At 60.4% G+C, this 11,596-nt stretch carries 12 protein-coding genes; 6 read left to right on the top strand and 6 right to left on the bottom strand.

Annotation, left to right across the window (positions count from 1 at the left end; genetic code table 11):
* Window positions 1–31: 31 nt before the first annotated feature.
* The 5 genes from rng to mreB all read right to left on the bottom strand — a co-directional run bounded on the left by rng (window position 32) and on the right by mreB (window position 4,991).
* Window positions 32–1,489, bottom strand: a complete 1,458-nt coding sequence (gene rng, locus BJ917_RS24370) for a ribonuclease G (RefSeq protein ID WP_096513454.1) — start codon at window positions 1,487–1,489, stop codon at window positions 32–34.
* A 57-nt stretch (window positions 1,490–1,546) separates the two neighbouring features.
* The gene (locus BJ917_RS24365) at window positions 1,547–2,143 is read right to left on the bottom strand and encodes a nucleoside triphosphate pyrophosphatase (protein WP_121104975.1); all 597 of its coding nucleotides are present in this window, start codon (window positions 2,141–2,143) and stop codon (window positions 1,547–1,549) included.
* A gap of 45 nt (window positions 2,144–2,188) precedes the next feature.
* Window positions 2,189–2,680: a rod shape-determining protein MreD gene (gene mreD / locus BJ917_RS24360; RefSeq protein WP_096513456.1), complete on the bottom strand. Its 492-nt coding sequence runs from the start codon at window positions 2,678–2,680 to the stop codon at window positions 2,189–2,191.
* Window positions 2,680–3,810 (bottom strand): rod shape-determining protein MreC, encoded by a 1,131-nt coding sequence (gene mreC, locus BJ917_RS24355; protein ID WP_121104973.1) that lies wholly within the window; start codon window positions 3,808–3,810, stop codon window positions 2,680–2,682. Before mreC ends, mreD begins: the two co-directional genes overlap by 1 nt.
* A gap of 143 nt (window positions 3,811–3,953) precedes the next feature.
* Complete coding sequence (gene mreB / locus BJ917_RS24350) at window positions 3,954–4,991, bottom strand: rod shape-determining protein MreB (protein ID WP_002555108.1); 1,038 nt, start codon at window positions 4,989–4,991, stop codon at window positions 3,954–3,956.
* 211 nt (window positions 4,992–5,202) lie between these two features.
* Between mreB and gatC the strand changes: the two genes are divergently transcribed.
* The 6 genes from gatC (at window position 5,203) to BJ917_RS24320 (ending at window position 10,427) form a co-directional block, all read left to right on the top strand.
* Entirely contained in the window at window positions 5,203–5,490 is a 288-nt protein-coding gene (gene gatC / locus BJ917_RS24345; RefSeq protein WP_077045271.1) for an Asp-tRNA(Asn)/Glu-tRNA(Gln) amidotransferase subunit GatC, read from the top strand.
* A 16-nt stretch (window positions 5,491–5,506) separates the two neighbouring features.
* Window positions 5,507–6,958: an Asp-tRNA(Asn)/Glu-tRNA(Gln) amidotransferase subunit GatA gene (gatA, locus tag BJ917_RS24340; protein ID WP_096513458.1), complete on the top strand. Its 1,452-nt coding sequence runs from the start codon at window positions 5,507–5,509 to the stop codon at window positions 6,956–6,958.
* Window positions 6,959–6,968: 10 nt separating this feature from the next.
* Window positions 6,969–8,414 (top strand): Asp-tRNA(Asn)/Glu-tRNA(Gln) amidotransferase subunit GatB, encoded by a 1,446-nt coding sequence (gatB, locus tag BJ917_RS24335; RefSeq protein ID WP_096513459.1) that lies wholly within the window; start codon window positions 6,969–6,971, stop codon window positions 8,412–8,414.
* 149 nt (window positions 8,415–8,563) lie between these two features.
* Window positions 8,564–8,938 carry a septal ring lytic transglycosylase RlpA family protein gene (locus BJ917_RS24330; RefSeq protein ID WP_096513460.1) on the top strand — a complete coding sequence of 125 codons (375 nt, stop codon included), beginning with the start codon at window positions 8,564–8,566 and terminating at the stop codon, window positions 8,936–8,938.
* 50 nt (window positions 8,939–8,988) lie between these two features.
* Window positions 8,989–10,050, top strand: coding sequence for a calcium/sodium antiporter (locus tag BJ917_RS24325; RefSeq protein ID WP_121104971.1), 1,062 nt, complete (start codon window positions 8,989–8,991; stop codon window positions 10,048–10,050).
* Window positions 10,047–10,427, top strand: a complete 381-nt coding sequence (locus tag BJ917_RS24320) for a carboxymuconolactone decarboxylase family protein (RefSeq protein ID WP_096513462.1) — start codon at window positions 10,047–10,049, stop codon at window positions 10,425–10,427. Before BJ917_RS24325 ends, BJ917_RS24320 begins: the two co-directional genes overlap by 4 nt.
* A 155-nt stretch (window positions 10,428–10,582) precedes the next feature.
* Here the strand turns inward: BJ917_RS24320 and BJ917_RS24315 are convergent, their stop codons facing one another.
* Window positions 10,583–11,524, bottom strand: a complete 942-nt coding sequence (locus BJ917_RS24315) for an AEC family transporter (protein ID WP_121104969.1) — start codon at window positions 11,522–11,524, stop codon at window positions 10,583–10,585.
* Between the last annotated feature and the right edge of the window lie 72 nt (window positions 11,525–11,596).

The following is an 11,596-nucleotide window of genomic DNA, read 5'->3' as shown; positions in this document are numbered from 1 at the left end:
AGCCGTTCAGAAACAATCAAAATGCAGCGAATCAGAGCAGCACCACGTCGTATTGTTCCTGGGAATACATGGTTTCTACCTGGAACCGAATGGTGCGCCCAATGAACCCTTCAAGCTCGGCAACGTTGCCCGACTCCTCATCGAGCAGGCGATCGACGACTTTCTGGTTCGCCAATACACGATAGCCTTCCGCCTGATAGGCGCGAGCTTCGCGGAGGATTTCGCGGAAGATTTCGTAGCAAACGGTTTCCGGGGTCTTCAACTTGCCGCGGCCCTGGCAACTGGTGCACGGCTCGCACAATATCTGCTCGAGGCTTTCGCGGGTGCGCTTGCGCGTCATCTGAACCAGGCCCAACTCGGTGATGCCGATGATGTTGGTCTTGGCGTGGTCACGCTCCAGCTGCTTCTCCAGCGTGCGCAGCACTTGGCGCTGGTGCTCTTCATCTTCCATGTCGATGAAGTCGATGATGATGATCCCGCCCAGGTTGCGCAGGCGCAGTTGGCGAGCAATGGCGGTTGCAGCCTCAAGGTTGGTCTTGAAGATGGTTTCTTCGAGGTTGCGATGACCGACGAACGCCCCTGTATTGACGTCGATGGTACTCATGGCTTCTGCCGGATCGACCACCAGGTAACCGCCGGACTTCAGCGGGACTTTGCGTTCCAGGGCTTTCTGGATTTCGTCTTCGACGCCGTACAGATCGAAAATCGGTCGTTCGCCAGGGTAGTGCTCCAGACGATCGGCGATCTCCGGCATCAGTTCGGCAACGAACTGCGTGGTTTTCTGGAAGGTTTCCCGTGAGTCGATGCGAATCTTCTCGATCTTCGGGCTGACCAGGTCACGCAAGGTGCGCAGCGCCAGGCCGAGATCTTCATAGATTACGCTGGGAGCACTGATGGTCTTGATCTGGACATTGATCTGATCCCAGAGCCTTCGCAGATAGCGAATGTCCATGAGTATCTCGTCAGCCCCGGCGCCTTCGGCTGCCGTGCGCAGGATAAAACCGCCGGCCTCCTGGATGCCTTCTTTGGCGACGCAATCACTGACCACTTGCTTGAGGCGTTCGCGCTCGGCTTCGTCTTCGATCTTCAGCGAAATGCCGACATGTGCGGTGCGCGGCATGTACACCAGGTAGCGCGAAGGGATCGACAGCTGAGTGGTCAGGCGTGCGCCTTTGGAGCCGATCGGGTCTTTGGTGACTTGCACCACCAGGCTCTGGCCTTCGTGCACCAGGGCACTGATGCTCTCCACCGCAGGGCCTTCACGCAGGGAAATTTCCGAAGCATGGATGAACGCTGCGCGATCCAGGCCAATATCGACAAATGCCGCCTGCATGCCCGGCAATACCCGCACGACTTTGCCTTTATAGATGTTGCCGACGATCCCGCGCTTTTGCGTGCGCTCGACATGAACCTCTTGCAGGACACCGTTTTCGACCACCGCCACGCGCGATTCCATCGGCGTGATGTTGATCAGAATCTCTTCACTCATGGCAGGATCTCGTTCAGGCATGTTCACGATAATGGCCGCATCTGGTCAGTACGACGCTTAGCGCGCGTTATGGGTTTGCCAACAGGGTATGCCGAAATGGCCGAGCAGTTCCGCGGTTTCGCACAGTGGCAGTCCAACCACCGCCGAGTAGCTTCCATCGAGCCCGGCGACAAATACCGCACCCAATCCTTGAATTCCATAACCACCCGCCTTGTCCCGCGGCTCGCCGCTTGACCAGTAGGCCGCCGCCTCGTCGCTGCCGATGGGGCGAAAACGCACCACGCTGCGCACCACCCGCGACTCGCAACGCTCACCTTCAAGCAGCGCAATGGCCGTCAGGACTTCATGTTCTTTACCGGACAACATCTTCAGCATGGCGCAAGCGTCGGCTTCATCAACCGGTTTGCCGAGAATTTTGCCGTCGAGCACCACGGCGGTATCAGCGCCCAGCACACAGAAGGAATCGTCGCTCACCACCGAATCGCGCCCGGCTGCAGCCTTGCCACGCGCGAGTCGTTCGACGTAGGCCGAGGGGGATTCATTAGTCAGAGGGGTTTCATCGATGTCCGCACTGATGGCGGTGAACGGCACGCCGATCTGCGTGAGCAGTTCACGCCGACGCGGCGAGCCAGAGGCAAGATACAGCCGTTTCATCAAGACATCTCCCTCTGTCCAAGTTCGGGCAAATGCCTGACCCAATTAATTGATTTTGTAGCGTCGACGCAATCCGCGCAAACCGAAGCTGATCCAGGGCCAGAGCAACGCGCTGACCAGAGCCGGCAACACCAGCGCCAGTGTTGGCTGACGATTGCCGGTCAGGGCGCTCAGCCATAGTTGAACCAGCTGAGCGAGGCCGAAGATCACCAGGATCACCAGGCTCTGCTGCCACATCGGGAACATCCGCAGGCGCTGTTGCAGCGCCAGCACCAGGTAGGTGATGAGGGTCAGGATCAATGCGTTCTGGCCCAGCAACGTGCCATACAGCACGTCTTCAGCCAGCCCCAGGCACCACGCGGTGACCATCCCGACTTTCTGCGGCAGGGTCAACGCCCAGAACGCCAGCAGCAAGGCCAGCCACAGCGGGCGAAGGATTTCCATGAATTGCGGTAGCGGCGAAACGCTGAGCAGCATGCCGATGGCAAACGTCAGCCAGACGATCCAGCCGTTTCGCGAGGCTTTGACACCGACCATTATTCTTGCCTCCCAGTGGTAGCCGGCTCAGAGACAGGCGGTTTGGCAACACGTTTCGCGGGTTGCGCTGCTGGAGGCTTGGTCGCCGGGGCAGTCGCAGGCGGTTTGGAAGCGGCAGGACGTGCGGCGGCAGGCTTGGCCGGGGTAGCTGCCGGAGCAGTCGCTGGGGCCGCTGGAGTGGCTGGCGCCGCGACGGCCGCCGGAACAACCGCAGGCTTGGGCACGGTCGCCGGGATGATTGGCCCACCGCCTTGCGCATCCAGAGACTCCTGAGCCTGCGCGGCGTCGTTCGCACGCTCTTCGGCAGTGCGGCCATCGCTGAACACCAGCAGCAGGTAACGACTGCGATTCAAGGCAGCGGTCGGCACCGCGCGAACAATGGCGAACGGCTGGCCGGAGTCATGTATCACTTCCTTGACCGTGGCCACCGGGTAACCCGCCGGGAAACGCTGACCGAGGCCAGAGCTGACCAGCAGATCGCCTTCCTTGATATCGGCAGTATCCGCCACGTGACGCAGTTCGAGGCGTTCCGGGTTACCGGTGCCGCTGGCAATCGCCCGCAAGCCGTTGCGGTTGACCTGCACCGGAATGCTGTGGGTGGAATCGGTGAGCAACAAGACCCGGGAGGTATAGGGCATCAACTCGACCACTTGCCCCATCAGGCCACGGGCATCGAGTACCGGCTGACCGAGGATCACCCCGTCACGCTCACCTTTGTTGATGATGATGCGATGGGTGAACGGGTTGGGGTCCATGCCGATCAATTCGGCCACTTCGACCTTTTCGTTGACCAGTGCAGAAGAGTTGAGCAACTCGCGCAGCCGAACGTTCTGCTCGGTCAGGGAGGCGAGCTTTTGCATCCGCCCCTGCAGCAACAGGTTTTCGGTCTTGAGTTTTTCGTTTTCGGCGACGAGTTCGGTACGGCTGCCAAACTGGCTGGCCACCCCCTGCCATAGCCGCTGCGGTAGGTCGGTGATCCAGTAAGACTGCATCAGCACCAGCGACATTTGGCTACGCACTGGCTTGAGCAGTGTGAAGCGGGCATCGACCACCATCAGTGCGACCGAAAGCACGACCAGCACCAACAAGCGCACGCCCAGTGAGGGACCCTTGGTGAAAAGCGGTTTAATAAGCCGCTCCTCCCAGGCAAATGTTCTCTTTATTCATACGGCATCAAACTGGCCTGGATGCAGACTGACAGAAGATAAACGCGAACAGGCAGCACTGCAAAGTGCTGCCTGCGCGCTCAACAGCATGGAGGCGATCCGGCGACTTACTCGCTGGAGAGCAGATCCATGGTGTGCTTATCCATCATTTCCAATGCACGGCCACCGCCGCGAGCAACGCAGGTCAACGGGTCTTCGGCGACGATCACCGGCAGACCGGTTTCCTGGGCCAGCAACTTGTCGAGGTCACGCAGCAAGGCGCCACCACCGGTCAGTACCAGGCCACGCTCGGCGATATCGGAAGCCAGTTCCGGAGGCGATTGCTCCAGAGCGCTCTTCACAGCCTGAACGATGGTCGCCAGGGACTCTTGCAGAGCTTCCAGCACTTCGTTGGAGTTCAGGGTGAATGCGCGTGGAACGCCTTCGGCCAGGTTACGGCCACGCACGTCGACTTCACGCACTTCGCCGCCCGGGTAGGCCGTACCGATTTCCTGCTTGATGCGCTCGGCAGTGGACTCACCGATCAGGCTGCCGTAGTTGCGACGCACGTAGGTGATGATCGCTTCGTCGAAGCGGTCGCCGCCAACGCGGACGGATTCGGCGTAAACCACACCGTTCAGGGAGATCAGGGCAATTTCGGTAGTACCACCACCGATATCCACGACCATCGAACCGCGAGCTTCTTCAACCGGCAGGCCGGCACCGATGGCGGCGGCCATTGGCTCTTCGATCAGGAACACTTCACGGGCACCGGCACCGAGGGCCGATTCACGGATGGCGCGACGCTCAACCTGGGTGGATTTGCACGGAACGCAGATCAACACGCGAGGGCTAGGCTGCAGGAAGCTGTTTTCATGAACCTTGTTGATGAAGTACTGCAGCATCTTTTCGCAGACGCTGAAATCGGCGATCACGCCGTCCTTCATCGGACGAATGGCAGCAATGTTGCCCGGCGTACGACCAAGCATGCGCTTGGCTTCGGTGCCGACAGCAACGACACTTTTCTGGTTACCGTGTGTCCGAATGGCCACAACCGATGGCTCATTCAGGACGATACCGCGCTCGCGCACGTAAATAAGGGTGTTGGCAGTGCCCAGGTCAATGGAAAGATCGCTGGAAAACATGCCACGCAGTTTCTTGAACATGGGAAAGGGACCCTAGGCAACGCGTGGGTAAAAAAGTGCGGCAAACTCTAACAACGACAGGGATTTTGGGCAAGGCGCCAATATGTTAAATTGGCCGCTTTTCTGTGCACCAAGCCCCACAATCGCGGCCTTATGACCGTAGAAGTGCGGTAGTGTTCCGACAATCTAACACACGGACGCCGTCCGTCTTGTTTTCCACTGGAGAATCCCAATGGCGCTAGAACGCTCCGACGTGGAAAAAATCGCTCATCTGGCCTGCCTTGGCCTCAATGAAGCCGATCTTCCACACATCACTTCGGCCCTCAACAGCATTCTTGGGCTCGTCGACGAAATGCAGGCGGTCAATACCGACGGCATCGAGCCGCTGGCCCACCCACTGGAAGCCAGCCAGCGCCTGCGTGCGGACGTCGTGACCGAGACCAATAACCGCGAGGCTTACCAGTCCATCGCACCAGCGGTCGAAAACGGCCTGTACCTGGTTCCGAAAGTCATCGACTAAAGGGAAAGAGCCTGCAATGCATCAATTGACTCTGGCCGAGATCGCCCGCGGACTCGCCGATAAAAAGTTTTCCTCCGAAGAGCTGACCAAAGTCTTGCTGGCGCGTATCGCCCAGCTCGATCCGCAGCTCAACAGCTTCATCAGCCTCACCGAAGAGCTGGCGCTCACGCAGGCGAAAGCCGCTGACGCACGCCGCGCCAAGGGTGAGAGCGGCGCCCTGCTGGGTGCGCCGATCGCCCACAAGGACCTGTTCTGCACCCAGGGCATCCGTACCAGCTGCGGCTCGAAGATGCTCGACAACTTCAAGGCTCCGTACGACGCCACCGTCGTCGCCAAGCTGGCCGCTGCCGGGGCCGTGACCCTAGGCAAGACCAACATGGACGAGTTCGCCATGGGTTCGGCCAACGAGTCGAGCTACTACGGCGCGGTGAAAAACCCGTGGAACCTGGAGCACGTTCCAGGCGGTTCGTCGGGCGGTTCGGCCGCTGCGGTTGCCGCTCGTCTGTTGCCTGCCGCCACCGGCACCGACACCGGCGGCTCCATTCGTCAGCCCGCCGCCCTGACCAACCTCACCGGTCTGAAACCGACGTACGGTCGTGTATCGCGCTGGGGCATGATTGCCTACGCCTCCAGCCTCGACCAAGGTGGCCCGCTGGCTCGCACCGCCGAAGACTGCGCAATTTTGTTGCAAGGCATGGCCGGCTTCGATCCGAACGACTCCACCAGCATCGACGAGCCCGTGCCGGACTACAGCGCCAGCCTGAACGGCTCGCTGCAAGGCCTGCGCATTGGCGTACCTAAAGAGTACTTCGGCCCCGGTCTCGATCCGCGCATCGCCGATCTGATCCACAACAGCGTCAAGGAGCTGGAAAAGCTCGGCGCCGTGGTCAAGGAAATCAGCCTGCCGAACATGCAGCACGCGATCCCTGCGTACTACGTGATCGCCCCGGCGGAAGCCTCTTCCAACCTGTCGCGTTTCGACGGTGTGCGTTTCGGCTACCGCTGCGAAAACCCGGCAAACCTGATCGACCTGTACAAACGCTCCCGTGGCGAAGGCTTCGGACCTGAAGTGCAGCGCCGGATCATGGTCGGTGCCTACGCGCTGTCCGCCGGTTACTACGATGCCTACTACCTGAAGGCGCAGAAGATTCGTCGCTTGATCAAGAACGACTTCATGGCTGCCTTCAATGAGGTCGACATCATCCTCGGCCCGACCACGCCGAACCCGGCCTGGAAGCTCGGCGCCAAGAACAGCGACCCGGTCGCTGCGTACCTGGAAGACGTCTACACCATCACCGCCAACCTCGCGGGTCTGCCGGGCTTGTCCATGCCAGCAGGTTTTGTCGATGGCCTGCCGGTCGGTGTGCAACTGCTCGCCCCGTATTTCCAGGAAGGCCGCTTGCTAAACGTTGCGCACCAGTACCAGTTGAACACCGACTGGCACACCCGCACCCCAACCGGCTTCTGAGGAGACACACATGCAATGGGAAGTCGTGATCGGGCTGGAGATTCACACCCAGCTCACCACCCGGTCGAAAATCTTTTCCGGTAGTTCCACCACCTTCGGTTCCGAGCCGAATACCCAGGCGAGCCTGATCGACCTGGGCATGCCTGGCGTATTGCCGGTGCTGAACCAGGAAGCGGTGCGCATGGCGGTGATGTTCGGCCTGGCGATTGACGCCGAGATCGGCCAGCACAACGTGTTCGCCCGTAAAAACTATTTTTACCCGGACTTGCCCAAGGGCTACCAGATCAGCCAGATGGAATTGCCGATCGTCGGCAAGGGTCACCTGGACATCGCCCTGGAAGACGGCACGGTCAAACGCGTCGGCATTACCCGCGCGCACCTGGAAGAAGACGCCGGCAAGAGCCTGCACGAAGAGTTCAGCGGCGCCAGCGGCATCGACCTGAACCGTGCCGGCACGCCGTTGCTGGAAATCGTCTCCGAGCCGGACATGCGCAGCGCCAAGGAAGCCGTGGCTTACGTCAAGGCGATTCACGCGCTGGTGCGTTACCTGGGCATCTGCGACGGCAACATGGCCGAGGGTTCGCTGCGTTGCGACTGCAACGTATCGATCCGTCCGAAAGGCCAGGTCGAGTTCGGCACCCGCTGCGAGATCAAGAACGTCAACTCGTTCCGCTTCATCGAGAAGGCGATCAACAGCGAAATCCAGCGTCAGATCGAGTTGATCGAAGACGGTGGCAAGGTGATCCAGCAGACGCGCCTGTACGACCCGAACAAGGACGAAACCCGTCCGATGCGCAGCAAGGAGGAAGCCAACGACTACCGTTACTTCCCCGATCCGGACCTGCTGCCAGTGGTCATTGAAAACACCTTCCTCGATGACGTACGCGCCACCCTGCCTGAGCTGCCACCGCAGAAGCGCGAGCGTTTCCAGGCGCAGTTCGGTCTGTCGGTCTATGACGCCAGCGTCCTGGCCACCAGCCGCGAGCAAGCCGATTACTTCGAGAAAGTCGCGAGCATTGGCGGTGACGCCAAACTGGCGGCCAACTGGGTCATGGTTGAACTGGGCAGCCTGCTGAACAAGCAAGGCCTGGACATCGAAGAGTCGCCGGTTTCCGCCGAGCAATTGGGCGGCATGCTGCTGCGCATCAAGGACAACACCATCTCCGGCAAGATCGCCAAGGTGGTGTTCGAAGCCATGGCCAACGGCGAAGGCAGTGCGGACGAGATCATCGACAAGCGCGGCCTCAAGCAAGTGACCGACACCGGCGCGATCTCGGCGGTGCTGGACGAAATGCTCGCGGCCAATGCCGAACAGGTCGAACAGTACCGCGCGGCAGACGAAGCCAAACGCGGCAAGATGTTCGGCTTCTTCGTCGGCCAGGCCATGAAAGCCTCCAAAGGCAAGGCCAACCCGCAACAGGTCAACGAACTGCTCAAAAGCAAGCTCGAAGGCTGATGAGAATGGAGCCAGCTTTCAGATCTGGCTCCATTTACTGTGGGAGCGAGCCTGCTCGCGAATGGGGTTTGGCACTCAACACAAAGTTGGCTGTCAGAATGGCATTCGCGAGCAGGCTCGCTCCCACAGTTCTTTTTGGAAGCCTTCAAATGAAACGTCTACTTGGCGCCTGCGCCCTGCTCTCTCTGCTGGCCGGTTGCGCCAGCACCGAAACCGTCGATCCGCACGGCTATGACAGGACTGGTGTAGCGTCCTATTACGGCGCCAAACACCAAGGCAAACGCACCGCCAGTGGCGAGCGTTTCGACAAGAATTCCCTGACCGCCGCCCATCGCCAGTTGCCCTTCGGCACGCGGGTGAAGGTCACCAACCTGAACAACGACAGATCCTGCGTGGTGCGCATCAACGATCGCGGGCCACACACCCGTGGGCGCCTGATTGACCTGTCCCATGAAGCCGCCGCACGCCTGGGCATGCTCAAGAGCGGCACCGCACGGGTTCGCGTGCAAGCCCTCGACGACTGAACCACGGAGCCCCGACCATTTTCGGACTTGCCGATTTACCCCTGATCAGCGTGATCGAATTGTTCAGTGGGCTGGTGCTATTGATTGCCGGCGCCGAACTGATGGTGCGTGCAGCGGTGCGCCTGGCCGCTCGCCTACATGTACGACCGCTGATCATCGGCCTGACCATCGTCGCCCTCGGCAGTAGCGCACCGCAGATGGCGGTCAGCCTTCAAGCGACCCTCGCGCATAACGCCGACATCGCCGTCGGCAGCGTGATCGGCAGCAGCATATTCAACATCCTCGTCACCCTCGGGTTATCCGCACTGGTCATCCCGTTGCGGGTGTCACGGCAACTGGTGCGCCTGGACATTCCCCTGATGATCGGCGCCAGCCTGCTGGTGTTCGTGCTGGCCTGGAACGAAGAACTGACCCGCACCGACGGCACGATTTTGCTGGCGGCACTGGTGTTGTACCTGGGCTTGCTGCTGCGTCAGTCCCGGCACTCGGCTCGCCCGCATTCGATCAGCCACGAAGGCGAGCAGGCGCCGTGGATCAGCAGCCTGCTGATGATCTTCGTCGGTCTGGCGCTACTGGTGTACGCCGGGCATTTGCTGCTGGGTGCGGCGGTATCGGTCGCCACCGAACTGGGGTTGTCGGAGCGGATCATCGGCCTGACCATCGTCGCCATCGGCACGTCTTTGCCTGAGCTTGCCACCTCGTTGATCGCCGCCTTGCGCGGTGAGCGGGAAATCGCGGTGGGTAACGTGATCGGCAGCAATCTGTTCAACCTGCTGGGCGTGCTCGGCGTCACCGCATTGATTGCACCATCGCCACTGTCGGTGTCGCCCAACGCCCTGGATTTCGACCTGCCGGTGATGCTCGGCGTCGCGGCGCTTTGCCTGCCGGTGTTCTATTCCGGTTACCGGGTGACCCGCGCCGAAGGCCTGTTGTTTTTGGGCTTGTACCTGGCTTACGGCCTGCACGTGGTGTCGTTCACCACCGGCATGCCGCTGGCGGGCAAGCTTGAACATTTGATGCTGTTTTTCGTCCTGCCGGCGCTGGTGGCGTTCTTGCTGTTCACGTCGCTGCGCGCCTGGCGTCGCCAACACCACAAGAGGGAATTGCCATGACCGAGAATAAAAAAGCCGGCGTTGAAGTACGTCGCCAAGTGATGGGCGATGCCTTCGTCGATCGCGCGCTGGGCAACGCCACCGAGTTCACCCAGCCGCTGCAGGATTTCGTCAACGAACACGCCTGGGGCGGTGTGTGGAACCGCGAAGGGTTGCCATTGAAAACCCGCAGCCTGATTACCCTCGCCGCGCTGACTGCGCTGAAGTGTCCGCAGGAGTTGAAGGGTCATGTGCGTGGTGCACTGAACAACGGTTGCACCGTGGAAGAGATCCGCGAGGCGCTGCTGCATTGCGCGGTGTATGCCGGCGTGCCGGCGGCGATCGATGCGTTTCGGGCGGCGCAGGAAGTGATCGACACTTATCAGAAGCCGGAGTAACAACCCAACATTTGCAGTGACAATAAGATTGCCATCGCGGGCAAGCCTTGCTCCCACAGGTTTTCTGTCGGACACAACTTATTCGAACAACACGAAACCTGTGGGAGCAAGGCTTGCCCGCGATGAGGCCCTGAAGAACACCGAAATTTCTGAAGTTAGATCCACCCACCCCACTGCAACAAAAAGATCCCGATGTTGGTGGTGACCGCCGCCATCAGCGTGGTGATGACGATGATCGCCGCCGCCAGTTCATGGTTGCCATCCGCCGCCCGGGCCATGACGAAACTGGCGGCGGCGGTCGGGCTGCCGAAGTACAGAAACAGAATCCCCAGTTCCGCCCCGCGAAAGCCCCAGAGCCATGCGCCCAGCGTCGCCAGTACCGGCAGGCCGAGCATTTTCACCAGGCTTGAACTGAGCGCCATTGAGCCGCTTTTACGCATCGCTGCGAGCGACAGGGTGCCGCCGATGCAGATGAGTGCCAGCGGCAAGGTGGTTTGCGCCAGATACTGGCCGGACGTCTCCAGCCATCCCGGCAATCCGATCTTGAAGTAGGCAAATGGCGCCGCCACGATCACGCTGATGATCAGCGGATTGCTCAATACGCTTTTGCAGATGCTCCACGGGTCGGACTTGATCACCGGGCTGTACACCGCCAGCACGATAGTCGACAGCGTGTTGTAAAACAGGATCACCAGCGCTGCGAGAATGGCCCCGAGGGAAATCCCGTAATCACCGTACATGCTCGCTGCCAGCGCCAGGCCAATCACTCCATTGTTGCCCCGGAAGGCGCCCTGGGTGTAGATCCCGCGGTCTTCCCGCGGGCACTTCAAGATCGCCCAGCCCCAGGCGATGGCAAAGCACACCAGGGTCGCGAGGGAGAAGTAGATCAGCAGGGCTGGTTGCAACGCGGTATGCAGGTCGGCATGCAGGATGCCCAGAAACAGCAATGCCGGCATGGTGACGTTGAACACCAGTGACGACGCCGTGTGGATGAAGTTGTCGTTGATCCAGTCGATGCGCTTGAGCAACACCCCCAGAAACAGCATGGCGAACACCGGCGCGGTGATGTTCAGGGTTTCGAGGAAAATTGCCAGCATGCCGGGGGAACCTTGGGTGAGCGTCGTTAGTTAGCTAATGATAAGCCACCAGGCACTTTGGCGTCTGGAAGT

Source organism: Pseudomonas sp. WPR_5_2, assembly GCF_003634475.1.
Lineage (GTDB): Bacteria > Pseudomonadota > Gammaproteobacteria > Pseudomonadales > Pseudomonadaceae > Aquipseudomonas > Aquipseudomonas izuensis.
This window is presented reverse-complemented; position numbering and strand designations above follow the sequence as displayed.

Coding starts and splice junctions, on each gene's coding strand:
- mreD (WP_096513456.1), bottom strand. CDS start 2,680: ATGGTCGGTGTCAAAGCCTCGCGAAACGGCTGGATCGTCTGGCTGACG.
- gatC (WP_077045271.1), top strand. CDS start 5,203: ATGGCGCTAGAACGCTCCGACGTGGAAAAAATCGCTCATCTGGCCTGC.
- BJ917_RS24365 (WP_121104975.1), bottom strand. CDS start 2,143: ATGAAACGGCTGTATCTTGCCTCTGGCTCGCCGCGTCGGCGTGAACTG.
- gatA (WP_096513458.1), top strand. CDS start 5,507: ATGCATCAATTGACTCTGGCCGAGATCGCCCGCGGACTCGCCGATAAA.
- BJ917_RS24320 (WP_096513462.1), top strand. CDS start 10,047: ATGACCGAGAATAAAAAAGCCGGCGTTGAAGTACGTCGCCAAGTGATG.
- BJ917_RS24330 (WP_096513460.1), top strand. CDS start 8,564: ATGAAACGTCTACTTGGCGCCTGCGCCCTGCTCTCTCTGCTGGCCGGT.
- mreB (WP_002555108.1), bottom strand. CDS start 4,991: ATGTTCAAGAAACTGCGTGGCATGTTTTCCAGCGATCTTTCCATTGAC.
- BJ917_RS24315 (WP_121104969.1), bottom strand. CDS start 11,524: ATGCTGGCAATTTTCCTCGAAACCCTGAACATCACCGCGCCGGTGTTC.
- gatB (WP_096513459.1), top strand. CDS start 6,969: ATGCAATGGGAAGTCGTGATCGGGCTGGAGATTCACACCCAGCTCACC.
- rng (WP_096513454.1), bottom strand. CDS start 1,489: ATGAGTGAAGAGATTCTGATCAACATCACGCCGATGGAATCGCGCGTG.